The 26515-nt window shown below is 41.3% G+C and carries 21 protein-coding genes; 12 read left to right on the forward strand and 9 right to left on the reverse strand.

Going from position 1 to position 26515, the window contains the following annotated elements:
- Positions 1–12: 12 nt before the first annotated feature.
- From rpsI to ACMAZF_RS02375, 6 genes are all read left to right on the forward strand, one after another.
- Complete coding sequence (gene rpsI / locus ACMAZF_RS02350) at positions 13–405, forward strand: 30S ribosomal protein S9 (RefSeq protein WP_435275892.1); 393 nt, start codon at positions 13–15, stop codon at positions 403–405.
- Between the two features lie 1192 nt (positions 406–1597).
- Entirely contained in the window at positions 1598–2191 is a 594-nt protein-coding gene (gene petA / locus ACMAZF_RS02355; RefSeq protein ID WP_435275893.1) for a ubiquinol-cytochrome c reductase iron-sulfur subunit, read from the forward strand.
- Complete coding sequence (locus tag ACMAZF_RS02360; RefSeq protein WP_435275894.1) at positions 2191–3456, forward strand: cytochrome b; 1266 nt, start codon at positions 2191–2193, stop codon at positions 3454–3456. Before petA ends, ACMAZF_RS02360 begins: the two co-directional genes overlap by 1 nt.
- Positions 3456–4202 carry a cytochrome c1 gene (locus ACMAZF_RS02365; protein ID WP_435275895.1) on the forward strand — a complete coding sequence of 249 codons (747 nt, stop codon included), beginning with the start codon at positions 3456–3458 and terminating at the stop codon, positions 4200–4202. Before ACMAZF_RS02360 ends, ACMAZF_RS02365 begins: the two co-directional genes overlap by 1 nt.
- A gap of 216 nt (positions 4203–4418) precedes the next feature.
- Complete coding sequence (gene sspA / locus ACMAZF_RS02370) at positions 4419–5048, forward strand: stringent starvation protein SspA (protein WP_435275896.1); 630 nt, start codon at positions 4419–4421, stop codon at positions 5046–5048.
- Positions 5049–5050: 2 nt separating this feature from the next.
- Positions 5051–5491 carry a ClpXP protease specificity-enhancing factor gene (locus ACMAZF_RS02375; RefSeq protein WP_435277159.1) on the forward strand — a complete coding sequence of 147 codons (441 nt, stop codon included), beginning with the start codon at positions 5051–5053 and terminating at the stop codon, positions 5489–5491.
- 51 nt (positions 5492–5542) lie between these two features.
- Here ACMAZF_RS02375 and ACMAZF_RS02380 read toward each other — a convergent pair whose 3' ends face one another.
- The 3 genes from ACMAZF_RS02380 to ACMAZF_RS02390 all read right to left on the reverse strand — a co-directional run bounded on the left by ACMAZF_RS02380 (position 5543) and on the right by ACMAZF_RS02390 (position 9474).
- Positions 5543–6544, reverse strand: coding sequence for a LacI family DNA-binding transcriptional regulator (locus ACMAZF_RS02380; RefSeq protein WP_435275897.1), 1002 nt, complete (start codon positions 6542–6544; stop codon positions 5543–5545).
- Between the two features lie 64 nt (positions 6545–6608).
- Positions 6609–8132: an MFS transporter gene (locus tag ACMAZF_RS02385; protein ID WP_435275898.1), complete on the reverse strand. Its 1524-nt coding sequence runs from the start codon at positions 8130–8132 to the stop codon at positions 6609–6611.
- Between the two features lie 7 nt (positions 8133–8139).
- Positions 8140–9474: a GH1 family beta-glucosidase gene (locus ACMAZF_RS02390; protein WP_435275899.1), complete on the reverse strand. Its 1335-nt coding sequence runs from the start codon at positions 9472–9474 to the stop codon at positions 8140–8142.
- A gap of 190 nt (positions 9475–9664) precedes the next feature.
- Here ACMAZF_RS02390 and ACMAZF_RS02395 point away from each other — a divergent pair, with 190 nt between their 5' ends.
- Positions 9665–12178 carry a glycoside hydrolase family 3 N-terminal domain-containing protein gene (locus ACMAZF_RS02395; RefSeq protein ID WP_435275900.1) on the forward strand — a complete coding sequence of 838 codons (2514 nt, stop codon included), beginning with the start codon at positions 9665–9667 and terminating at the stop codon, positions 12176–12178.
- Positions 12179–12222: 44 nt separating this feature from the next.
- Here the strand turns inward: ACMAZF_RS02395 and ACMAZF_RS02400 are convergent, their stop codons facing one another.
- The 3 genes from ACMAZF_RS02400 to ACMAZF_RS02410 form a co-directional block, all read right to left on the reverse strand.
- A complete protein-coding gene (locus tag ACMAZF_RS02400) occupies positions 12223–13704 on the reverse strand; it encodes a tryptophan halogenase family protein (protein WP_435275901.1) in 1482 nt (493 codons plus the stop codon).
- Positions 13701–15233: a tryptophan halogenase family protein gene (locus ACMAZF_RS02405; protein WP_435277160.1), complete on the reverse strand. Its 1533-nt coding sequence runs from the start codon at positions 15231–15233 to the stop codon at positions 13701–13703. The genes ACMAZF_RS02400 and ACMAZF_RS02405 overlap by 4 nt, the downstream gene beginning before the upstream one ends.
- Before the next feature lie 93 nt (positions 15234–15326).
- Positions 15327–18314, reverse strand: a complete 2988-nt coding sequence (locus ACMAZF_RS02410; protein WP_435275902.1) for a TonB-dependent receptor — start codon at positions 18312–18314, stop codon at positions 15327–15329.
- 343 nt (positions 18315–18657) lie between these two features.
- Here ACMAZF_RS02410 and ACMAZF_RS02415 point away from each other — a divergent pair, with 343 nt between their 5' ends.
- From ACMAZF_RS02415 to ACMAZF_RS02435, 5 genes are read left to right on the forward strand one after another with little or no spacing between them, the layout of a single operon-like run.
- Positions 18658–20001, forward strand: a complete 1344-nt coding sequence (locus ACMAZF_RS02415; protein ID WP_435275903.1) for an MFS transporter — start codon at positions 18658–18660, stop codon at positions 19999–20001.
- Positions 19994–22402, forward strand: coding sequence for a GH36-type glycosyl hydrolase domain-containing protein (locus ACMAZF_RS02420; protein ID WP_435275904.1), 2409 nt, complete (start codon positions 19994–19996; stop codon positions 22400–22402). The genes ACMAZF_RS02415 and ACMAZF_RS02420 overlap by 8 nt, the downstream gene beginning before the upstream one ends.
- Positions 22395–22925, forward strand: coding sequence for a gluconokinase (locus ACMAZF_RS02425; RefSeq protein ID WP_435275905.1), 531 nt, complete (start codon positions 22395–22397; stop codon positions 22923–22925). The genes ACMAZF_RS02420 and ACMAZF_RS02425 overlap by 8 nt, the downstream gene beginning before the upstream one ends.
- Positions 22918–23661, forward strand: coding sequence for a sugar-binding protein (locus ACMAZF_RS02430; RefSeq protein WP_435275906.1), 744 nt, complete (start codon positions 22918–22920; stop codon positions 23659–23661). Before ACMAZF_RS02425 ends, ACMAZF_RS02430 begins: the two co-directional genes overlap by 8 nt.
- 15 nt (positions 23662–23676) lie before the next feature.
- The gene (locus ACMAZF_RS02435) at positions 23677–24912 is read left to right on the forward strand and encodes a sugar MFS transporter (protein WP_435275907.1); all 1236 of its coding nucleotides are present in this window, start codon (positions 23677–23679) and stop codon (positions 24910–24912) included.
- Between the two features lie 44 nt (positions 24913–24956).
- Here the strand turns inward: ACMAZF_RS02435 and dolP are convergent, their stop codons facing one another.
- The 3 genes from dolP to ACMAZF_RS02450 are packed head-to-tail and all read right to left on the reverse strand — an operon-like array spanning position 24957 to position 26514.
- Positions 24957–25535, reverse strand: coding sequence for a division/outer membrane stress-associated lipid-binding lipoprotein (gene dolP, locus ACMAZF_RS02440; protein ID WP_435275908.1), 579 nt, complete (start codon positions 25533–25535; stop codon positions 24957–24959).
- A 7-nt stretch (positions 25536–25542) separates the two neighbouring features.
- Positions 25543–26139 (reverse strand): phosphoheptose isomerase, encoded by a 597-nt coding sequence (locus ACMAZF_RS02445; protein ID WP_435275909.1) that lies wholly within the window; start codon positions 26137–26139, stop codon positions 25543–25545.
- Positions 26140–26157: 18 nt separating this feature from the next.
- Positions 26158–26514 (reverse strand): YraN family protein, encoded by a 357-nt coding sequence (locus ACMAZF_RS02450; protein WP_435275910.1) that lies wholly within the window; start codon positions 26512–26514, stop codon positions 26158–26160.
- Position 26515 lies beyond the last annotated feature (1 nt).

Consider the following 26515-nt stretch of genomic DNA (forward strand, 5'->3'; position numbering starts at 1 on the left):
GAATTTAAGCAAATGGCAGATAATCAATACTACGGCACAGGCCGTCGCAAAAGCTCAGTAGCTCGTGTTTTTATTAAAGCAGGTAGCGGTAACATTACTATCAATAACCGTCCGTTAGACGAGTTCTTTGGTCGTCCAACTTCTTGTATGGTTGTTCGTCAACCATTAGAGCTAGTTGAAATGATCGAAAAGTTCGACGTAAACGTTACAGTTAAAGGTGGTGGTACTACAGGTCAAGCTGGTGCGATTCGTCACGGTATCACTCGTGCACTAATGCAATTTGATGAGTCTCTACGTTCTGATCTTCGTGGCGCTGGTTTCGTTACCCGTGATGCACGTAAAGTTGAACGTAAGAAAGTTGGTCTACGTAAAGCACGTAAGAAGCCACAATTCTCAAAACGTTAATCGTTATATGCAGTTATTTTGGTTCGGATTGTTTTACAATCCTTTCCAAATGCAAAACGACAAAAACCCAGCCTCGGCTGGGTTTTTTTATGCTCAGGATGAGCGGTATCCAGCGGTGCCATGGACGGCAAGGAGCTGGGATGCTCAGGATGAGCGGTATCCAGCGGTGCCATGGACGGCAAGGAGCTGGGATGTCCAGGATGAGCGGTATCCAGCGGTGCCATGGACGGCAAGGAGCTGGGATGTCCAGGATGAGCGGTATCCAGCGGTGCCATGGACAGCAAGGAGCTGGGATGTCCAGGATGGACGATACGGCACGGTGCCATGGATGGCAAAGAGCGACGCGATTAAAGCGAGCGCCAATGCGAAGCCATGGATGGTGAGAGCTCTGTTCTCGAAGCGATCACTAATCTAATTAGATCATAATGGCAAAGAGCGACGTGATTAATGCGATCGCTAATGCGTAGTCAGGGGCGACAATAGTAGTATTCTCAACGCTCCCACTAAGCTCAATGAAACATCTTGGCAGTTCACGACTAAATGGATTTAGGGCTAGTGCGAAGCCAGAACCAGAACTGAGTCTCGTGAGCGCTCATTTATACAAGGTCTAAGTGCCAAAGATTTCTTACCTCAATCGACTACAGTAGCAGTTTTAAGTGAAAAAATGCCCCCCATACGACTAATGACTAACGTGAGCGAATAATGATTATACCAATTGCATTAAATATTTGCCCACTTGTACTTGTTAAAATTAACTAAAATGGCGTTGCTCTCAATCCTAATCGCCAGCTATTAGTCAATCGAGCGCCTTGTTTTAGCTGATTTTCTCTACGCACAACAAGATCACTTACTTAATGCAATTGGTATTATTGGTTCGTTACATAACTAATTATTGATGCAATTTTCTCAATTTGACTATTTTCTATCCTGACGTGAAGTAAAATTGATTTAAATCGCTCTTCAACGAAAAATTTATACCTTTTTCCAATGAATAAGCTGTGATTTTTCGTTTTAAAACGCTTATAATTTGTAAAATTTTCTGTCTGCTAGGCAGAATTGGCTTTAGTCGTTATTAATTTAAAAACTAAAACACTAAGGTGAGTTAGCATTTTTAAGCTGATTTTTGTCGATTAGAATAATAACCGTAAATATAGTGATGCTTTCCCCAAGCATCTAAACAGGAGATATGTGGATGAGTAGTGCGCCAGAGAACAATGGTCGTCGCCGCTTTCTAACCCTTGCTACGGCAGTGGTTGGTGGTGCTGGCACCGTAGGTGTTGCTGTACCTTTTATCAAATCGTGGAACCCAAGTGAAAAGGCAAAAGCTGCAGGTGCTCCAGTGGAGTACGATGTAAGCAAAATGTCGCCTGGACAGTTAGTTAGGGTTAAATGGCGTGGTAAGCCGGTATATGTTGTTCGCCGTACTGATGAAGTATTAGAGCAGTTGAAATCAGGGCACAATGATCAGTTAAAAGATCCTGATTCAATTGAAGACCAACAACCAGAATACGCGGTTAATAGCCACCGTTCACCAAATCCAGAATTCTTAGTGGCATTAGGTGTTTGTACTCATCTAGGTTGTGCGCCTACGTACCGTGCTGGTGATTTCAACGAAATCGTTGAAGGCGTTGCAAATGGTTTCTTCTGTCCATGTCACGGTTCGAAATTTGATATGGCTGGACGTGTATTTAACAATGTTCCTGCACCATTAAACCTTGTTGTTCCACCTCATAGTTACTTAGACAATGGCGTGTTACTCATCGGTGTTGATAAGGGAGATGCATAATGCTGACTAATATCGTAAATTGGATTGATAAACGTATTCCAATGACCGAAACGTTTAACAAGCACGTGGGTCAATACCCTGCGCCTGTTAACTTTAACTTTTGGTATTTCTTTGGTTCTTTAGCAATGCTAGTACTCGTTAATCAGATCCTAACGGGTATTTGGTTAACAATGAACTACACGCCATCAGGTGCAGAAGCTTTTGCATCAGTTGAATACATCATGCGTGATGTTGAATACGGTTGGTTACTGCGCTATATGCATTCAACAGGTGCATCTGCATTCTTCGTTGTTGTATACCTACATATGCTTCGTGGTATGATGTATGGCTCATACCAAAAACCACGTGAATTATTGTGGTTGTTCGGCATGTTCATTTATCTTGTCTTAATGGCTGAAGGCTTTATGGGTTACTTATTACCTTGGGGTAATATGTCGTTCTGGGGCGCACAGGTAATCATCTCGCTATTTGGCGCAATCCCTGTGATTGGTGATGATTTAACATTATGGATTCGTGGTGATTACGTTATCTCTGGTGCTACGTTAAATCGCTTCTTCGCGTTACACGTTATTGCATTGCCGTTAGTCTTAGTTATTTTAGTATTCTTACACATCGTTGCATTGCACGAAGTAGGTTCAAATAATCCTGAAGGCATTGATATTAAAAAGCCAAAAGGTAGTGTTGCTCCTGAAGAGTTAAGCAAGTTTACTTACCATAAGCAATACAGTGAAAAATACGACATTGTTGATGCGGTTCCTTTCCATCCTTATTACTCTGTTAAAGATATTATGGGTGTTGTTGGTTTCTTATTCTTCTTCTGTGCGGTCATTTTCTTTGCGCCAGAGGGTGGTGGTTACTTCCTTGAGAAGCCTAACTTTGAGCCAGCAAATCCGCTTAAGACGCCTGAGCATATTGCGCCAGTATGGTATTTTGGTCCATTCTACACAATCTTACGTGTTATCCCTGATAAGCTGATGGGTGCCGGTTTAATGTTTGGCGCTATTGTAATGTTATTCTTATTACCTTGGTTTGATCGCGGAACAGTTAAATCTGTACGTTATCGTTCGACAGCGCATAAAGTTAACCTTATTCAGTTTTGTATTTGTTTTGTTGTACTAGGTATTTTAGGTACTAAAGCAGCTTCACCACTTAATAATTTCTTAGGTATGGTGACGAGTGTTGGTTACTTTGGTTTCTTCATTGCACTGTGGTTCTACAGTAAAAATGAGAAAACGAAGCCATTACCAGAGAGGATTTCACACTAATGAAAAAGTTAATTATTGCATTAGTTGCATTGCTCCCGACATTGGCAATGGCAGCAGGCGGTGGCGCTCCAACAATGAAAGCGCCAATTGATTTGACTGATAAAGAGTCATTACAAAACGGTGCTAAACTGTTCATGAATTACTGTTTCGGTTGTCATGATACTCGCTATCAACGTTATAATCGTGTTGCTCGCGATATTGGTATTACTGATGAGCAAATGATTGATAACTTGATTTTCACAGGCGTGAAAGTGGGTAATCTGATGTATAACTCAGTAGATGACGAGCAAGGCGCTAAATGGTTCGGCCAAACACCTCCTGATTTAACGATGATTACGCGCGTTCGTGGTACTGATTTTGTTTATACGTACCTAAAGAGCTTCTATGCTGATCCTGAACGTCCATTTGGTGTAAATAACAGCATCTTTAAAGATGTTGGTATGCCGCATGTTCTTCAGAGCTTACAAGGTGTTCCAACGGCTGAATTTACAACTGATGCTGATGGTAATCGTGTACTTGTAAAAGATGAGCATGGTCTAGCTATCATCACCACTGACGGTTCAGGTGAGATGAGCGATGATGAGTTTGATATTGCTGTACGTGATATTACTAACTTCTTAACTTACGCAAGTGAGCCATCAAAGCTCGAACGCCAAAATACTGGTAAATGGGTACTCGGTTTCCTAGCTATCTTCTTCATTCTTTCTTACTTACTTAAGAAAGAATACTGGAGAGATGTTCACTAATCATTATTAGTAAGCATTCAAGTTAATTAAAAGGAGAGCCTCGGCTCTCCTTTTTTTTTCTTAAGCATTGACATCGACCTAGACTAAGCTAGCCAAGCGATTGAGTCGTAAAACTCCATCAACTCTGCAAATGCTGCTATACTAAGCGCCATCATCGAGGACTTAATTACAACGTTAATTAAGTAAATTGAAAATTAAAAAAATTGGAGTGTATCAATGGCCGTAACTGCCAACAAGCGTTCAGTAATGCAGCTGTATTCAGGCGCAAAAGACATGATGAGTCACCAAGTACGTATCGTATTAGCTGAAAAAGGCGTTAACGTTGATATCAAGCAGGTAGACCCAGATAACCTTCCTGAAGAACTCATTGAAGTTAATCCATATAACAACGTACCTACGTTAGTTGACCGTGATCTAGTGCTTTATAAAGCTGACATCGTGATGGAATATTTGGACGAGCGTTTCCCGCATCCGCCATTGATGCCTGTTTACCCAGTTGCACGTGCTAAGAGCCGTCTAATGATGCATCGCATTGAACAAGACTGGTATTCACTTGTTGAATTAATCGAACTTGATGGTTCTAAGAGCGAAGGTGCTCGTAAGCAACTTAGCGAAGAGTTAACAGCTATCGCTCCTATCTTTGCTGAAATGCCTTACTTTATGAGTGAAGACTTTAGCTTAGTTGATTGTTGTTTAGCACCGCTATTATGGCGTTTACCTGAGCTAGGCATCGAGTTAACTGGCAACGCAAGTAAAGAGCTACGTTTATACATGCAACGCGTATTCGAACGTGAATCGTTCCAAGCATCATTGACTGATGCAGAACGCGAAATTCGATTGAAATAATGATGGGTCCGAATCGTCCATATTTATTGCGCGCTTTCTATCAATGGTTACTTGATAATGAAATGACGCCGCATCTTGTAGTGAATGCTGATATTCCCGGTGTTCAGGTGCCAAGTGAACATGTTCAAGACGGACAAATTGTATTAAATATTGCACCTCATGCTATAGGTGATATTGAAATGAGTAATGAGCGTGTTGTATTTAGTGCGCGCTTTGGCGGTAAACCATTTCAGTTAATTATTCCTATGGCTGCTATTGTCGCAATATATGCAAGAGAGAATGGCGCCGGTACGATGTTTGAGGAGGAGGATTTTTATATTGAGCAGGTTGATAACATGCTTAATGAAATTCAACTTGAACATTCTTCAACGCCACAAGATGATGAACAAGAAGAAAAGAGTGCGCCTAAAAAGGATCGGTCTTTTCTGAAAGTCATTAAATAGCACTTATTTCAGTGTTTAAAAAAGGAAGCTTAATGCTTCCTTTTTTTATGCTTAATTGATAGTCGAGACTGAATTTCTTTTGACAAGTTTAGGTTTAAAGTGATGTTGAATTTTGAGGTTTTGTTGTTGATAAACAGTTTCTAGTACCATATTCGCTGCCATCATTCCCATTTCATAAACCGGATTATCTACCGTGGTGAGCTGTGGGTAGATATGTCTTGCAAAGATAACATTATCAAAACCAACGACGGATAGTTCTTTCGGAAGCTCTAGATCGTGATCTCTGGCATAGGTCATCGCCCCTGAGGCCATTTCATCATTGGCACACACTAATGCGGTGATTGATTGCTTGTTATCTAAGAAATGTTTCAAGCCGTCGCGACCGCCTGTATCAATATAATTTCCGGTATAAAAATACTCAGCGCCAAGCTTACAATCGTATTCACGTAAGGCACGTTGATGGCCGACTAATCGTTGCTGAGCATCGAGCTTATTTTCTGGGCCAGAAATATAGCCAATATTACGGTGGCCTTCTTCTAATACTGCTTTCGCTGCAAGATAGCCACCAAGTTCATTATCAAGTTCAATGCAGTGCTGTTTAATTTCATCGATATAGCACCCGATAACAATGACAGGGATGTCTCCTTGGCATAGTTCGATGAGGTAATCATTTGAAACAGCTTCAACATGAATAATTAGCGCATCGCAATTTCTGCTTTTAAGAAATTCGATGCCGTCTTTTTCTCTCGCTTCTTCATTGTGACCAGTGGTGATAATCACATGCTTTCCAGCTTTTCGAAGAGTCGATTCTATTCCTGCCATCATTTGGCCGAAAAAGGCACCATTTAAACCTGTTACCATTAGGCCAATGCTATTAGTGCGGTTAGACGCCAAGGATTGAGCGATGGAATTAGGGCGATAATTTAGCTGCGCCATTGCATCATGAACTTTCTTGGCCGTCTTTTCACTGACCTTCGTCTTATTGTTGATGACTCGCGAAACCGTGGCCAATGAAACGCCAGCTAATTCAGATACTTCATATATTGTCGCCATACTGTCCTTTTCGATGATTCGAATGCTTGCAATGATGTATAAATTTTATCATGTAACGATAGGTTCAACTAGCATGTCTAAGCTTTAACTCATCAGAAATTTCATTCATGAATTTGCTATTTAATGGATAAATAATCATCAGCATGGCTCCCACAAATGCGAAGACTGCAGGAATAAAGCTCATTAATAAATACATCCCAGGAATCGAACCTTCGATAGATGCCTTGTCCATACCGTCATAGCCAAAACTTGCAAGTACAATGAGTACAAGTGCACCAGCGAAGCCACCACCAGCCTTCTGTACAAAGGTACCTGCTGAATAGATAAGCCCAGTCGCACGGCGGTTGTTTTTCCACTCTGAATAATCAGCAGAGTCCCCCAACATTGTAAAAAAGAGTGTTGGCATCATGGCCGCGAAAAATTCAGCAATACAACCTAAGGTAAATACTATGATTAGATTGTCGCCTGAAATCCAATAAAACGATGCGGTAAATAGTCCACTGGCAATCAGTGAAAATATGAATAGTTGTTGTTTGCCAAAACGTTTCGCTAAAGAGCTTGTAGCCAGTGCACCTAGAATGGATACCACTAATAAAGCAATAAAGTATTGCCCAGCAAGCAATTCACTGCCAACAATGTATTTAAAATAATAGGCAATTACGCCGTATTTGATGCCATTAAACATCATGGTTAAAAAACCAATGCCTAATAGCACTAACCATGGTTTATTGGTGAGTAAATCGACGATGTCACGTTGAGTTGTACTTAATTTACTCGTATCGCTATTGAGGAGCTTTTTAATAAAAAATGTCATTAATGCCATGATGATGAGAAAGAATATGCCACTAACCAAATCGCGGTAATAAAAGAATAACGTAATAGCCAATAATGGAAGGATGATAAAAGGTAAGCTTTTCACTAGATCCTTTAACTCGCCGGATAAAGGTTGATTCGACTCTTGCTTAACAGCGACACGCTCAGTGGTTGACACAAAAGTAATTATCATCAGCGCAATGAGCAGCCCTGCAAAGACATACATCGTTGTTTGGTAGCCCTTTGCGTCATCACCTTGACCAAAATAAGCGACAAGATCTGGTAGGAATCCCATGACTAACAATCCACCGGCGAAGGCACCTGCAAATCGAAATCCAGATAAACTAGTACGTTGCGAATGACTCGTTGTCATCACGCCCATCAGCGCTGAATAGGGCACATTATTCATCGTATAGGCCAATGTTAGCCCAATATAGGTTGCATAAGCGTAAATAAGCTTTCCACTTTCGCTTAAATCTGGTGTCGTGAAACAAAGCACCATCATTAAGGCTAAGAATGGCGTTGAAAATAATATCCAAGGTCTAAACTTTCCCCAACGAGTATGCGTACGGTCTGCAATCATCCCCATCACAATATCGGTAATGCCGTCAGATAATCGAACGACTAGAAATAGCAAAGCCGCAGCACTGGCGGTTATCCCAAAAGTATCAGTGTAAAAAACAGCAAGATAAGCCAGTGCTCCGCGCCAAACAAGGTTAGCCGCAGCATCGCCAGTTGCATAACCAATTTTTTCATACAGGGGAAGTTGGTTCATAAGTATCCTATGTTCGCTCGCTGATTAGATGTTTATAAGCGAGTCCACTTGCTTTAACGGTTCTTAGCTGCGTTTTATAATCAACATAGACTATACCAAATCGTTTAGTATATCCCTCTGCCCATTCAAAATTATCCATTAAACTCCACGCAAAATAACCTTTAATATCAACGCCGTCTTCAATGGCATTATGAACAGCGTTTAGATGGGATTGATAGTAGTCAATTCTGTCTGTGTCATTAACAACACTATCGGTAATCTTATCAGCCATCGCTGCCCCGTTTTCTGTAATGTAAACGGGCGGCAGGGTATATAAATCATTAAGTGAGGTTAATAGTTCATAAAATGCCATCGGATAAATTTCCCAGCCAATATCGGTTCTAGGTGCTCGTGCAGGCAACTCTTCGAACTTTTTGTCATCGTGGTGGCGGTAAATTGCTCGCGTATAAAAGTTAATGCCAAGAAAGTCGATAGAGTGGGCAATAATCTCCATATCACCCGCTTGTATGTCTGGCTGGCAATGAGCGGGTAGTTGTTGGCAGATGTTGGGGTATTGCTTATCAAATAACGGTTTTATATACCATTGATTGAAGTAGTCATCTGCATAGGACGTCGCTGCTTTATCTGCTTCACTCGCTGATTCTGGATAGCAAGGCGTGAAGTTGAGCACTATGCCACATTGGGAATTTGGGCTATTAGCCTTTAATACTGGCATGGCTAAGCCATGTGCTAATAACAAATGATGCGCTGCTTTCTTCCCATATTCTTGACCAACGAGACCTGGTGCGTGAATACCGGCTTCATAACCAAGGTAAGCACTACAAAAAGGTTCATTAAGTGTGGCATAGGCATAAACAAGGTCGCCAAATGCCTGACTTATGAGATCAGCATAATGTTTAAATTGATAGGCCGTATCGCGATTTAACCAACCGCCATTATCTTCTAAATGCTGTGGTAAGTCCCAATGATAGAGCGTAACAAATGCTTTGATGTTTTTATTTTTTAAGCGATTAAGAATAGCTAGATAATAGTCAACGCCGTCTTTGTTTAATTCGCCATCTTTGGTGATAACTCGTGGCCACGAGATGGATAGCCTATAAGCATCGACACCTAAGCTATCAATTAACTCAATGTCTTCTTGCCATAAATTAAAATGATCGCAGGCGATATCGCCATTTGAAGCATCTAATATTTTATTTGGGGTATCGCAAAAGGTATCCCAGATGCAAGGAAGTCTTTGTTCTACGCCTCCTTCAATTTGAAATGACGCAGTGGCAACACCATAGGTGAAGTCACGTTTTAACATTTTTGAGTTTTGTGGCAGAGATAACTTGCTGGACATCGACAATACCTATTTAACTATCTTATATTTTATGACTGATTATTACGCTTGCTATTTACGTTACATTGGTTTTAAATGGCGAATGAAAGCGCTTACATTTAAAGGTTAGTTGTTTATCTGAAAAACGTCAACTATTAATTGTGCGAACGTAATTTTGTCCAGTGACAATAAAAATAAGAGTGGAAAGACAATGAATAAAGGTATTAAAGCCCTATTTGCAGTTGTAGGTGTTGGTCTATGTAGTAGCTTGTTTGCTGAAGAGGCATCAGCGGTTAACCCTGTTTGGCCCAAACTAGCGATTGAAGTAAAGTCCGATCCTGTGATTGAAAAGCAAGTTGCAGATCTGTTGGCAATAATGACATTAGAGCAAAAAATTGCACAAATGATTCAGCCTGAAATCCGCGATATTACTGTTGATGACATGCGTAAATTTGGTTTTGGCTCGTATCTTAACGGTGGCGGGTCTTTTCCGACCGCTGATAAAAAGGCGCCGCCTGCTGATTGGATTAATTTAGCACAAGCGATGTACATGGCATCGATTGACGATAGTTTAGATGGCTCGTCTATCCCAACGATGTGGGGGACAGATGCCGTTCACGGACATAACAATGTAATAGGTGCCACATTATTCCCACATAACATCGGCTTGGGAGCGATGAATAATCCTGCATTGGTTGAAGACATTGCAGCTATCACCGCTAAAGAGGTCATGGTGACAGGCATTGATTGGGTATTTGCGCCGACTGTTGCTGTTGTTCGAGATGACCGTTGGGGACGTACTTACGAGGGATACTCTGAAGATCCTGACATTGTAAAATCCTATTCCAGCGCCATTGTTAAAGGATTGCAAGGTCACGCTGGTAAAGATTTTCTTGATGACAAACGAGTTATTAGTACTGTAAAGCATTTTTTGGGTGATGGCGGTACTGAAAAAGGTGATGATCAGGGAGACAGTCGAGCATCAGAAGAAGACTTATTTAATATTCATGCGCAAGGGTATGTAGGCGGGTTAACTGCCGGTGCTCAGTCTGTTATGGCGTCATTTAATAGCTGGCATGGTAAAAAAAATCACGGTAGCAAATATTTACTAAACGATGTTTTAAAAGACAGAATGGGTTTCGATGGCTTTGTTGTTGGTGATTGGAATGGCCATGGTCAAGTGGCTGGTTGTACAAATGAAAGCTGTGTGCAGGCAGTTAATGCTGGACTCGATATCTTCATGGTACCGACAAAGGCATGGAAGCCTTTATATTTTAATCTGATAAAACAAGTAAAGAATGGCGAAATTCGTCAGGCAAGAATTGATGATGCGGTTTCTCGTATTCTACGAGTTAAGTTTAGAGCTGGACTGTTTACCAAGCCGAGCCCTGCAAATCGTATTTTGTCTGGCAAAGTTGAGTTAATTGGTGCGCCAGAGCATCGATTGGTGGCCCGTCAGGCTGTGCAAGAGTCATTAGTATTACTTAAAAATAATAACCAACTACTGCCATTATCTCCTGAACAGCACATTCTTGTGGCTGGTGATGGTGCTGATAATATTGGTAAACAGTCTGGTGGCTGGACAATCTCTTGGCAGGGAACAGGCAACAAAAACAGTGACTTCCCTGGCGGTACTTCGATTTATCAGGGTATTGAAAAAGCGGTGTTGGCTGCTGGCGGAACAGTGAGCTTAAGCGTTGATGGCAGTTATTCTAAAAAGCCCGATGTTGCTGTCGTTGTATTTGGCGAAGAGCCTTATGCTGAAGGACATGGTGATATCGACAATTTAGAATATCAACGGGGTAATAAGAAGGATTTGGCGCTACTTAAGAAGTTAAAAGCAGACGGTGTAAAAGTTGTTTCACTGTTTATTAGCGGCCGACCGTTGTGGGTAAATGCTGAGCTTAACGCCAGTGATGCCTTTGTTGCTGTTTGGTTACCTGGCTCAGAAGGAAACGGCGTTGCCGACGTTATTTTACGAAAAGCGGGCGGCGAAATTAATCACGATTTCAAAGGAAAATTATCGTTTACTTGGCCAAAAAATAGCACACAGGCGGTTGTTAATCGTGGTGATAAAAACACCGGTTTGTTCGACTACGGTTACGGCTTAACTTATGATCAGGCGATTAATATTCCAAATAACCTTGATGAAAGCAAAGCCGCAACGAATCAATCTGTTGAGCGCGTTGTGTTTGAGAGAAGCCCGCAAGCACCGTGGCGTTCAGCATTGATATCGAAAACTGGCAGACAGTTAATAGAGTCTAGTTTACAAACCAATAGCGCTATCACTGTTAAAGCTATCGACAGACAAGTACAGGAAGATGCCCGATTACTTTCCTTTATTGGCGATAGCCATGCGAGATATCAACTTGAAAGTAACTTTCCAGAAGACTTGCGTGCAAGTTTAGAAAGTGACTCGGTATTGTTATTTGATATAGCGCCTTTTGAGAAAGTAAGAAATCAGCTTAAGGTTGAGATGATTTGTGAGAAAAATTGCAACGCAGGTGTAAATATAACGCCGTTACTTAACGAAGTAGACATTAAACAATGGCATAGCATTGCAATTGATTTACAGTGTTTTAAAGCTCAAGGTGCTGCGTTTGAGCGCATCGTATCACCCTTTGCCATAAGTGCGAGCTCGCCCAATGTGGTGGCTATTAGCAAGGTTATTTTATCGCCCAAGGCAGTATTAAATGACACAATCAAGCATGTCAGCTGTCAATAGATTGGAAAGAGCGCCTTTGACGATTAAAGGCGCTCCATAGCAATTTATTTAGCGGGGCAATAACGAGAAACAAAATCTCCATGCCTTGGTAATTGCGATACCGCGCTGGCAATCGACGTTCTTAAGCCGGTTAAGAACTGCTTTAACTCTTTGTCATTCATAATATTTGCAATTTGATGATGTTGCTTTGGCATAAGCCCTTGCCCCAGCATGACTTGAGTCCATGAGTCGACACGAAATATATCGCCGTCATCTAAAAATACACGGCCACTTTCTTCAAACAGCTGTATTTTGTGAGCCAATGATGCTGGAATATCCATCTGTCGGCAATGACGCCAAAATTCGCTGTCATCGCGTTGGGTTACCTTGTAATGCAATACTATAAAATCTCTCACCGCATTAAGCTCTGAATCCAACTTATTATTATATTCATTGACTAAGCTATCGCTAACGCCGTTAAATGGAAATAATCGTAACAAACGAATGATTCCTGACATGATCAAATGAATACTTGTTGATTCAAGTGGTTCAATAAAACCGCTTGATAGCCCTAATGCTATACAGTTTTTATTCCATCCTTTACGGCGTCGTCCCGTTTTAAATTTGATGACTCTCGGTTGGGTAAGCACTTCCCCCTCAATGTTGCCAAGAAGTGATGAAATTGCCTCGTCATCTGACATATATTTGCTGCAAAATACCAAACCATTACCAACGCGATTTTGAAGCGGGATCCGCCATTGCCAGCCACTTTGATGAGCGATGGAGCGTGTATAGGGGATTGCTTCTTGTGTTGCAGCTGTTTGCACCGCAACAGCGCTATCACAAGGAAGTATATGTGACCAATCTTCATAACCCGTGTGTAATGCTTGTTCGATCAATAAGCCTCTAAAACCAGTACAGTCGATGAAAAGGTCGCCAACGATGACACTACCATCTTGCAAATTGAGCTGGGTAATGTGACCCGATTGTGGGCATTTTATCACTTTTTCAATCTTTCCTTCGCGGCGGTTAACACCGAGTGATTCACTGAATTTTCTTAAGTAATTGGCGTAAAGTGACGCGTCAAAATGATAGGCATAGTTAATCGGTAGGCTCTTAGATAAGCCGAATTTATTGGCTTTTGCTGCCTGTAACTCAAAACAATATTCGCTAAAGTCTTGTTGGTGGCCTCGTTGCAGCCCATGAAGCCAGAAGTGATGAAATTCGCCAGCCCAACACTCTTTTCCGGTCACACCAAAGGAATGAATATACGCGTTATTAGGGCTATGCCAGTCTTGAAATTCAATACCGAGTTTAAATGTCGCCTGTGTTTCTCGCATCATTTCTTGTTCATCGATACCGAGTAACTTATGAAATGTTTTGATGGGGGGAATAGTTGCTTCGCCGACACCCACTGTTGCAATTTCATCCGATTCAATCAAGGTAATGTTGATAGATGAACCAATGAGCTTAGAGAGTGCAGCTGCGGCCATCCAACCGGCTGTACCACCGCCTGCAATGACGACGTTTTTTATTTTATTATTCATGCAGTAGCCTTAGTGATGAATTGTAATAACGCCCTATTGGCAGGGAGCCCTTGAATACATTGTTGTATCTTGTCTTGGTTGCGATCAATTAATTGCTTTGCAATTGCTTGTTGTGAAGAGGTTAGTAGCGAGTGTTCAGTTTTAAACCCCATACCGTAAAGAACATATTGATAACTTGATGACGGGAATATTTCTTGTTGTTGCTCTAGATCGTATCTACTGGGTGGCTGATATTGCCACAGGGCGAGCAGTGACTGTAATCGTTTAGGAATCGATTGCTCATTTCTATTATCTACCCAATATTGACTATCATCGCGTCTGTTAAGTACATAATGTAGTTTGAGGAATTCAATGACTCGTTGCCAGCGATATTCAAATTGTTGATTAAATCGTGTTTCAATAATACCCATGTGTGTTTGAGACGATGGTAGCTGTTCACTAAGGTATGAAATCGACAATTCAACCATTGCCAGCGCTGATGCTTCCAATGGCTCTATAAAGCCAGATGACATACCAATTGCAACACAGTTTTTATGCCAGAATTTTTCACGATAACCCGGTGTAAATTTAATGGTTTTATAGGTTAATGCATTGGCTTTCTCTTTGCCAATACTAGCTGAAATATAGTTAGCTAGCTCTCTCTTAGCATCGCTTTGTGATAGGTAATCGGAAGAATAAACATATCCAGTTCCTCGTCGCGAAGTTAGTCCGATATCCCAAATCCATCCTGCTGATTTTGCCGTCGATAGAGTCGTCGGTTCAATGGGGGAGTCATCTTCAAGGTAAGGAACTTGCGCGGCTATAGCACGATCATTAAATAGTACATGCTGCTGATTTTTGAGTGTAATACCGTAATGTTTGTCAATTAATAACCCTGTTGCACCTGAGCAATCAATAAATAAATCACCAGAAATTTTTTCGCCATTACTCGTATGAATACATTCAATGAAGTCATTATTATCGTTCTGAATATCGGTGATGTGAGCAAGTATATGAATAACTTTTAAGTGGGTTGTACAATGGTTTTGCAGCATGTTGGAAAATTTAGTGGCATCGAGATGATAGCCATAGTTTGTTACGGCGGCATACTCAGGAGTTGACGCTTGTTTAGGTGCTAGTCCTTTCTGACAAATAGTGCTTTGATGATTAATGGTATCTGCAAAGGTTTGATAAGAGTTAGCACTGTGCCAAACGGCGTGTAAATCAATATGGCCGTAGCCATCAGGTGTCATGAAAGGGTGATAGTATTTGTCGTGTTTGGATTTATCGACCCAGTCAATAAATTGAGAGCCTTGTTTAAATGATGCGTCACATTGGGCCAGAAAATCTGATTCTTTGATGCCAATTCGCTCTAGTGTGTTGCGCATCGAGGGCCATGTGCCTTCGCCAACGCCAATCGTGGCTATTTGAGGAGATTCTATCAAGGTAATATTGACACGATCACTGTGCTCTTTAGCGAGGATGCCTGCCGTTAACCATCCTGCTGAGCCACCACCAATAATAACGATATCTTTGATTGCTTTATCCATATAAACCCCATAAAAAATGCCGTATTTATCATACGGCATTTTGCATCGTTTCCTAAAATAAAACTTTATTAAAGTCCCTAGTAGGTTACGATATTAGAAAGTATAGCGAGCACCGAGAGCATAGCGTGCTTTTTGTTCTGCTAAATTCCACAATTGCGCTTTTGTACGACCGTGAGAACGAGTGTCTTCTCCAGTAAGGTTGATACCTTCAAAGAATACTGATAACTCTTCTGTCACCTGATATGACGCATTAAAATCAATTTGTGCATATGCTTCTGTATAGCTTGGTTCGTTGATATATTGTGCTTGTGTACTTAAAAACTTATCACGCCAGTTGTAAGCTATACGTGCTTGGAAATCACCTTGTTCGTAAATACCAACAATATTTGCTGTATCGCTTAAACCGACCAGCGCAAATTGAGTAACACTTGGGTCACCATTATTATCAAAACTGATGTCGCCATTTACTGTCGTATAGTTTGCTTGGAGTCCAAAACCTGAATCACCAAAGAAATGCTGAACTGCGATTTCAAATCCATCAATTTTTGCTTCTCTATTGTTAACAAACTCAGCCACATTAAATTGTGCTAATGGGTCACTACTATTTGGAAGTATGTCGTAATCTTCACCATAGCTTTGCACATTATTGACGTCAAAGGCCAAACCATTTTCCATCGCTGCAACCATGCCAAACAAGTTAGCATCAGTTACTTTGAGGCCAAGCGCTTCTAATTCGGTTCTCGCTGCAAGGGCGCGTGGACCAGCTGTTACATCGCGTAAACCATACACGTTTTCTTCTACTGGCTGACGTCCTGCAAAGTTACTAACACGCTTCTCATAATAGCCAACAGAAACATAGCTTGTCTCATCAAAATACCATTCAACAGAAATATCGATATTATCTGACTCTAAAGGTGCTAGAGCCACGTTACCTTTTGACGCTGTCCCTAATTGCGAGCCAGCTAAAATTGTTGGACTATTTGGCCCTGAAACATCCGCATGAGATACATTTAGTTGATTATATGTCGGGCGTGCAATTGTTTTGCTATAAGACGCTCTTGCTTTGATGTCATCGGTAAGCTCGATATCAAAATCAAAACTAGGCAGTAAATGATCATAGCTACTATCACCGATAACTAATGTTCGGGTATCTTCTCCGCCAAATCGGACGTTGAAATCATTATCAGATTCCCACGCTACAGCATTTGGTGGAATGATGTTAGCGACTGAATTTACGTCAGTACTTTCAAAACGTAAGCCTGCTGTAATATTATATGGACGACCACCTAGCTCACCAGATAATGCGAGTTGAGCAAAAGCCGCCGTAATGTCTTCTTTAATTACCCTATCGGTTGCAAATGCACCATCGGCAACAAAATTAAAGCCATATTGCCCAGCTGCCCATGCGCCGATTTGCGCGGCGTCACCTGTAAAGCCTTGGTTAAATGCACCCGTCGTATTAAAGTCTTCGATTTCACCCGTAAAATCAATCGGTGTTAAAAAACCTTCTGGCAATTCGCCTGGGTTTTCAACGCCCCAGTTACCCATGGTATGGCGCGTTAGGCTTTGTTGCGAATGACTTTCCATTGAACGAGATTCAATGCCAAAGTCAATTTGACCTTCGTCAAATTCGTAACTTCCTGATAATCGGAACTGGTTTATTTCAGATTCTTGAGAGGCATAACGCATGTCTAAAATTGACGTACCAACATCATTTTGGTCTAGGACATTGTTACAGTTTAAACCGCGCTCGGCGTTACAGTCATCAAAATCCACACGCATTGTTGGGAAGTCATTTGAAAAATCAACACCTTGACCAGCAGAAATATTTGCACCTAGACCAGTATTTAACCAACTGCCATAAGGCGCATCTGGTTTACTGTCAGCCGTTGAGCTATGCGCGTCAAAAACAATAGTGAGTGCATCATTTGCTTCATACATCACATTAAAACCAATCGATTTGTTTTCAGTCACTTGATTTAATTGCTGTAATGCTAACCCTAAATCACGCGGTGCTTGGTCGCCACGATCTTCGTTATAATCGACTGGCGTAGCGACAGTATTGTTATCAAATCCTAAATTAGATTTAAATGTATCCATCCAAATCGATTGTTCAGCGCGCGCCTCAAACAAGTCTTGTTTAGAATAGGTGTAGTCAAGTGTCGTAGTCAGCTTTTCAGATGGACGGTACTGAAATGTAAGTTGCGCATTAGTACGTTCACGTTCTCTATCAGCAACGTAATAACGAAGATCTGACGGCATAGAATAAATTTGGCCAATTTGTGGGGCATTCGTTAGAACAATGTCGTCTGCTGCTTGTGGGATAGTACCGTCATATTTGGTAGTACGCCATTGATTTACAAAGGCACCTGATGCCGAACTATCGCGCTTTGAACTGTTAAACGTTAATGAGGCACCAAATTTTTCTTCTTCGTCAGTCCAGCTAAATAACCCTGAGAGCTCAGGGGTCATATCGCTGCCTACACGATTAGTTGTATCCATTAATGCCTTCGCACCGATGCTGACATGCGTGCCTGCATTGTATAACGGTTTTCCGGTAACAATATCGACGGTTGCACCAATACCGCCTGTGGCAATATCAGCACGACCTGTTTTATAGACGGCAACTGTTTTTACGGCGTCCGATGCCAAATTGGCAAAATCAAATGCACGTGAATTTGCCACGGCACCGCCTGATGGCAGTCCTGATGCAGGCATAGTACGGCCGTTTAGCGTTACCATATTATAGTCAGGGCCAAAACCACGAACAGTTACTTTACTACCTTCACCATTAGCACGATCAATCGATACACCTGTGATGCGCTGCAGTGATTCAGCTAAGTTAGTATCAGGGAATTTACCAATATCTTCAGCTGAAATTGCATCGACAACACCAACGCCGTCTCGCTTTAATCGCGTTGATTCTTTAATACTTGAAAGTACGCCAGAAACTGTAATTCGTTCAATTTCTTTCTTCTTTGCTTCTTCAGCTGCCATGGCTGGTGCGATAGAAGAAATTGAGAGAACAGCGGACACACTGGCCGCAATTCGCGTTCTGGTAAAGATTTTTTGATCTTTCATGGTTGATTCCCTAGCAATGTTTATTTTAGTTTTATGTAAGCGCTTTCATAAACATTAATTTATTAACAAAAATAGATCAATCAATTTTTGAACATAAATCAAAAAATAATCAATTAAGAATTTTTAAAGGATATTTTTACTTTTACTGTTGGTTTATTTAAACACTTTATATTCAAATGTTTAGTTTTTTTTATGAGGATTAATATAAATTTTTCTTTTTTTTTGCGCTAATTAAACATACGATGAAAGCGCTTTCATTTGTGTTTTCAAGCACAATAAAATAAAAAATAACAATAACAATAACAATAACAATAATAATTGAGAGTGAGTGTCAAGGAGTCTTATGGCCTTATCTATTAAAGAAAAAGTGGGATATGCGTGTGGGGATGTTGCGTCTAATTTCTATTGGCGTGTGTTTGATGTTTTTCTCTTTATTTTCTATACCGATGTCTTTGGTTTATCCGCAGCAACAGTCGGCACAATGATGTTGGTTACTCGACTTGTTGACGCATTTTCAGACCCAATCATGGGCGCTGTTGCTGATAGGACAATAACAAAATGGGGCCGATTTAGACCATATCTTTTGTGGGGGATTATTCCTATTGTCGCTGCTGGCGTTTTAACATTTACTGTGCCGGACTTAGACGATAGTGGCAAAGTGATTTGGGCGTATGCCACTTATATATTTATGATGCTGGCTTATACATTTATTAACGTTCCGTATGGCGCGCTGTTAGGTGTGGTAACTCACGATACACAACAACGAACAACATTAACTAGCTTTAGATTTATTGGCGCATTCTCCGGTGGGAGTTTAGTTGCGTATTTAACGCCTGAATTAGTCACATGGTTTGGTCAAGGCGACGAAGCAACGGGTTGGCAGTTAACGATGATGTTGTATGGTTGTATCGCTGCCGCACTATTTACTATTACTTTTTTAAGTACCAAAGAAAGAATCTCTCCTCCAGCAAATCAACAAACGCCAGTACTACTTGATATTCGTGATTTATTAGCCAATAAACCATGGGTTGTCTTATTTAGCCTTGCACTCATTATTATGATGACTATTTCATTGCGAGGTAGTACGGGGACTTTTTACTTTAAGTACTACGCAAATCGTGAGAACTTAATTGGTAGTTTTTCCATGGCCTATATGATTGCCCTAGCGATTGGTGCTGCGTCTACGCCGCTATTAACTAAGTTAATGGATAAGCGCAAGCTGTTGATGGTTCTTATGTCGATTGTTGCCGTATTATCCGCGATATTTTATATGGTGCCTAAAGACAATATTGCATTAATGTTTGCTCTTCAGATAGCGATTGGTCTTGCGCTCGGGCCTAAATCTCCACTGGTTTTTTCAATGTATGCCGATACGGCTGATTATTCATTTTGGCGTACAGGACGCCGTGCTACGGCGATGATATTTTCCGCTGCCGCATTCGCCCAGAAACTTGGTGGCGCACTCGCGGGGGCAATGATTGGTTGGCTTCTCTCATCGATGGGATATGTTGCTAATCAAGCGCAAAGTGGGGCCTCTGAAAATGGCATTGTGCTATTGATGACGTTGATTCCGGCCATTTTCGCCGCATTAGCTGTGCCGCTATTAGCGCTGTATCCGCTGAGTAATCAGCAACTAGAACATATCCAAAAGGATAATATTGAAGGGAAATATCCAAACGATGTCTAAGAGTAACTCGACCATAAGCTATCGCCAAAATGCGCTAGGGCAATCTGTTTTATCATTATCGGATTGTCGAGCATTACCTAATGCTAGCGGCTATTTGTGGAATCGTAAAATGGTCACACAGATAAATTGTCGGGGTTATGTGGTGTCGCAATTTATGCAGCCTGAGCCCTGTAAATATTCCCATGGCCCATCATTGGAAGCTAAAACATTTATTCAACCTGAGCATCCGTACTTCGCTCATCATCCTGGTCGTTTTTTCTATATAAAAGATGTTGATTCTGGTCAGTGTTTTTCTGCGCCCTATGAGCCTATGAAGATCGCGAGCGATTCATTTGAGTTTTCGATAACAACAAGTGATGTGACGTGGAAGATTGTCCACTTAGATTTATCGATAATCATAGTGATGTCTTTGACCACAGATGACGTGGTTGAACGATGGTCGTTTGAGATCTGTAACTTATCTGACAGACCGAGAAGAATATCTATCTATCCTTATTTTTCAATCGGCTATATGTCTTGGATGAATCAATCTGCGTCTTTTGAACCGTCGTTAAATGCGATAGTGGCTCGTAGTATTACGCCTTATCAAAAAGTGGAACAATATTTTGAGAATAAACACCTTAAAGATCTAACATTTTTAGCCTGTGATAAAGCACCCACTGCGTGGCTTGCAAATCAACAGTTATTTGAAGGTCATGGCGGGTTGCATAATCCTGACGCTTTACTGGCATCCATACTACCCAATGAAGACGCCCGCTATGAAACGCCGGTTGCTGTGATGCAATTTGATGAAGCGCTTAAAGGGCATGCACAAAAAACACTGCAATTTATTTTTGGCCCTGCGCAGAATGATCAAGAAATTGCGCACTTGAAAGAAAAGTATTTAAGTAGTGCTCCCCAAGTTCATCACACGCAAGAATATGCTGATTATTTAGCACAGGGAGCAGGGTGCATTCAGATGCAAAGTGATAACCATGAGTTAGATAATTTTGTTAATCACTGGCTCCCTCGACAAGTTTTTTATCACGGCGATGTCAATCGGTTATCAAGCGATCCGCAAACTAGAAATTATATCCAAGACAACATGGGCATGTGCTTTATTGAGCCTCGTACAGCAAAAAAAGCCTTTATGTTAGCACTGTCTCAACAGCATATTGACGGGTCGATGCCTGATGGCATCTTATTGCACGATAAGGCAGAGCTCAAATTTATTAATCAGGTGCCGCATAGTGATCATTGTGTGTGGCTACCTATTTGTATTGCCAGCTATCTTGGTGAAACAGGCGATACCGAATTCTTGTCTCAGCAAGTCAGCTTTGCAAATAGTGATGTTTCTAAATCACTTATTGCGCATATCGAACTCAGCCTTCGTTGGCTGCTAAAGGCAAGGGATGAACGTGGCCTGTCATATATAGAGCAAGGTGATTGGTGCGATCCTATGAATATGGTTGGTTACCAAGGGAAGGGCGTATCGGCATGGCTATCATTAGCGACTGCGTACGCAATAAATTGTTGGTGCGATCTTTGTGATGAATACTCCATTGACGTTGAGCAAGAATCATTGGAGGCTTTTCGCGAGCAGGCCCGAGCCATTAACGAAGCTGTGTCTCTTCATCTATTTGACGGCCAGTGGTTTGCGCGTGGTATCACTGATAACGGTCGTGTCTTTGGCGTGAAAGAGGATAAAGAGGGGCGAATATTTTTAAACCCTCAGAGTTGGGCAATGCTAAGTGGCGCAGCTAATAAGCACGATGTGCCGATGCTCATGGAGCATATCAATGAACAGCTTATGACACCTTATGGAGTCATGATGCTGGCACCAAGCTTTACGCAGATGGTGGAAGATGTCGGGCGAGTTACTCAAAAGCATCCTGGTGTTAGTGAAAATGGTTCTGTCTATAACCATGCCGCTATTTTTTACGCTTATAGCTTGTTTCAAAATAATCAAAATGATGCGGCTTATGATGTGCTGGTAAAAATGCTACCAAGTATCGAAAAATGTTTGAAAACGGGTCAAATGCCCAACTTTATTCCTAACTATTATCGCGGTGCATATCATCAATTTCCACGGCATGCTGGACGTTCTAGTCATTTATTTAATACCGGAACGATATCGTGGTTTTATCGCTGTATTGTTGAAGAGCTTTGCGGATTGAAAGGCGGTGCTCAAGGATTGATTGTAAAACCAAAGTTACCATCACAACTGTCGTCTATTAAAGGGATCAGGCATTATCGAGGCGCAACCATTCATTTTGATATTACAAGGAAAGAGACGGCTCAGACGCTTTCGTTACTACTTGATGGACTGGTTATTGTTGGTCATGTACTGCCACCATTAAATGCTGCGCAAAGTTATCAATTATCGGTGGTTGTGCCGCTAAAGGACGGTTGCCATGAGTAATAGCTCTCCTGCTAGGCAGTTATATATTGTGATGGGTGTTAGTGGTTGTGGAAAATCGACAATAGCCACCGAGTTAGCAGCGTATTGGCATGCTCAAATGTTAGATGGTGATAACTTTCACTCAACTGAGGCTAAGGCGTGTATGCAAAAAAATAAGCCGCTAACGGATGAGCAACGATTACCTTGGGTTGAGCGGATGTGTCGCTACATTTCACAGCAAGCTGACGAGCAAGTTATTGTATTAGCGTTTTCTGGGTTAAAGCGTGCACATCGTGATTTATTTCGCCGATTAGAACTCGACTGTCATTTTATATTTCTCACTGGTAGCCACAAGCTCATTGCTAAGCGTCTTGATAATAGAGGCGATCACTTTTTTTCTTCTGCGCTGCTAGAGAGTCAATTTGACGCATTGGAGCTTCCGGATGATAACGAAGTTGACGTTACTACATTTTATATCGATAGGCCAAAGCAACAGTTAGTAGGCTCTATTACAGGTCACTTTACGGGTGTTTTTGATGAATAAATCGTTATGGTTTTTACTGTCAATCGTCTTGGCTATACCTGCTAAGGCACTGGATGCTATTCACACCAAGTCGGCTATTGTGATAGATGGTAAGGCGAATGAAACCGTTTGGGCTAAAGCACCTTGGTATAAAATTGACCAGCATATTTTAGGGGCTGTGCCCACGCCCGATGATTTCAGTGGCCGGTTTAAGATGCTCTGGAACGACAAGCAAATATATTTGCTCGCAGAGATCGTTGATGATCAGTTATTTGATCGTCACCCTGATCCGCTAAAGAACTATTGGGACGATGATTGTTTAGAGATTTTTGTTGATGAAGATAAGTCCGGCGGCAATCATCAGTTTAACTTTAATGCTTTTGCTTATCATGTCGCGCTAGACAATCAAGTCGTGGATATCGGGGAATCAAATGAGTTTGGAACAACTAACGTTGTTTTGTTAAATGAGCACGTAACAAGCCAATGGCGACGCCAGACTGCATTTCCTCATCGCATCATTTGGGAGCTCTCGATTCGACTTTATGATGATAGCTTTTCTTTAAAAAACAACGCGAAAAATAAGCCTGTTAATCTTTCTAAAAACAAGCAACTCGGTTTTATGGTGGCTTATTGCGACAACGACGGTAGCGATGGCCGTGAGAGCTTTATGGGCTCAACGGCAATAACACCTAAAGACGGCGATAAAAATTTAGGATACATCACCAGCGATGTGTTCGATACGCTAATACTAAAATAATAACGGACATCAGCTATGAACACTTTAACCCAGCAAGCCCCTGTAAAAAATCAGAATTATCGATTTTCTTTGATAAGTCTAACCTCGTTATTTTTCATGTGGGGATTCATCACTTGTTTAAATGATATTCTTATTCCTCATCTTAAGGGTGTTTTCTCATTAACCTATGCGCAAGCTATGCTGATTCAATTTTGTTTTTTTGGCGCATATTTTATTGTTTCCTTGCCAGCAGGTGTCTTAGTTAAAAAAGTGGGATACAAGAAAGGTATTGTCATCGGGTTAACCGTTGCAAGTATTGGCTGTTTGCTGTTTTATCCTGCCGCACAAACGCAAGTTTATGGATGGTTTTTAGGCGCATTATTTGTATTAGCGTCAGGCATAACTGTATTACAAGTATCGGCCAATCCTTATGTTACTGAATTAGGTGATAAAGAAACTGCCGCTAGTCGATTGACCATGACGCAAGCATTCAACTCCTTGGGAACAACTATCGCGCCTTACTTTGGCGGCTTATTGATACTGTCGGCAGTTGCTGGTGATTTTTCAAATATGAATGAAGCTCAACGATTAGCCCAAGCTCAATCAGTGCAAATGCCCTATGTATTACTGGCTGCAATGTTACTAATTTTAGCGGCCATTTTTAGCGCATTAAAATTACCAGATGTTTCTTTAAAGAATGAGGACGACATTCAGCAAGTATCGGTGATGCAATATCCTCATTTATTACTCGGTGCAGGCGCGATATTTATGTATGTGGGAGCAGAAGTCGCAATTGGCAGTTTAATGGTTAACTTCTTGGGAGAAAGCAATATCGCGGGGTTAGTAGAGCATGAGGCTGCTAAATATATCACTTATTATTGGGGCGGGGCATTGGTTGGACGTTTTCTAGGTGCCTTAATCATGCAAAAAATTGCTGCAAATAAGGCGTTAGCCTTTAATGCAATATCAGCGATGGTATTATTACTGGCTGTGAGCTTTGGGCAGGGGAATTTGGCAATGATCGCTATCTTATCGCTGGGTTTATGTAACTCGATAATGTTTCCAACAATATTTAGTTTAGCTGTTAATGGCCTAGGTGCCATGAAAAGCAAAGGCGCGGGCTTGTTATGTTTGGCTATCGTCGGTGGTGCATTAGTGCCACTACTACAAGGTTTTATTGCTGATAATCTAGGCTTACAGTTAAGCTTTTTGTTGCCAATTATTTGCTACGGATACATTTTACATTATGCGCTGAAAGGCTTTCGCGCATAAATTGAGAATAATAGAGCGCGCTTTTTCAAGTGCGCGCTCTCGTGTTACTGATATTCAAATGCTTTGATGACTTGTTTGACACCACTGACATTTCGCGCCAATTCGGCGGCTAAGTTACCTTCTTGTTGAGTCACTAATCCCATTAAGAAAACTTCACCGTGTTCAGTGATTACTTTGATTTGGCTGCCTTTAAGAGTGTCATCACCTGTTAAGGCAACTTTTACTTTAGAGGTTAACCAAGTATCGTTGGTTCGAGTGGTTAATGCGGTCTTATTACCAATGCGCAACTGATTGTGAACACGGGTGACATTGTCAACATCACCAGCAATTTTCGCTGCACGATCCCGCAACATGGTGTTAGGAACTTGACCCACTAACAAAACAGTTCTGTTATAACTGACAATGCTAATGTGGCTATGCTCGTTTAAGCCTTTATCTTCGTCTAATGCGCTATTGGCTTTAATCTCAATGGATTCATCTTCTAATTGTGTTGCCGTTGTTCTTCGATCGTTAACAACACTCGCCACACCGAGAGCGCCTAGCACAATTCCTGAGACACAACCTTGCAAAGACATAAAAGCAGTTAAGCAAACGGCGAGTTTGAGTGACTTGTGATGGCGCATGATCAAATTACTCCTGATCTTCTTCTTGAGGGAATAATGTGCGATCAATGGCATCGCATAAACAGTGGATAGCCAGTAAATGAACTTCTTGGATACGTGCTGTGCTTGTTGAAGGAACACGGATTTCAACATCATTCACACTTAACAAGCCAGCCATGTCGCCACCGTCTTTACCAGTTAATGCAACAATGACCATATCACGGCTCACGGCAGCTTCCATTGCCTTAATGACATTTTCAGAGTTACCGCTGGTGGAAATAGCTAACAAAATATCGCCAGGCTGACCTAGGGCGCGAATTTGTTTTGAAAATACTTCTGAATAGCTATAGTCATTAGCGATAGATGTTAATGTTGAGCTGTCTGTTGTTAAAGCAATTGCGGGTAAGCTTGGGCGCTCAGTTTCAAAACGGTTTAATAATTCTGAAGAGAAATGCTGAGCATCGCCAGCACTGCCGCCATTACCACAAGTTAAAATTTTTCCGTCGTTTAATAGACAGGTGACCATTGCTTGAGCTGCTTTTTCTATGGATGGTGGCAGAACTTCTAATGCATCTATTTTAGTTTGGATGCTCTGGGTGCAACATTCTTTAATGCGCTCTAACATGTTTGATACCTTATATTTTTACTGTGGAAAAGCGTGCTTTATCCACTCAATCTTTAATGGCTCAGCCGAGCCTGTAATTGCCACTACATCAAAGCGACTGGCTTGTTGTTCGAAGTTTATGTTGTTGAGCTGGCAATACAACATCGCCGACTTTATAATTCGATTTTGCTTAGAAGCTGATATAGCTGCTAAGGCACCACCAAAAGCCTCACTGGCTCGCTGTTTTACTTCAACAAAAACTAATGTCTTATTATCAGACATTATTAAATCAATTTCACCGACTCTACACGAAAAATTATCACAAATCGCTACTAACCCATGGTTTTGTAAATGAGTTTTTGCGATTTGCTCATATTTACTACCTTGTTCACGCATT

It is taken from the genome of Psychrobium sp. nBUS_13, assembly GCF_051201665.1.
Classification (GTDB): domain Bacteria; phylum Pseudomonadota; class Gammaproteobacteria; order Enterobacterales; family Psychrobiaceae; genus Psychrobium.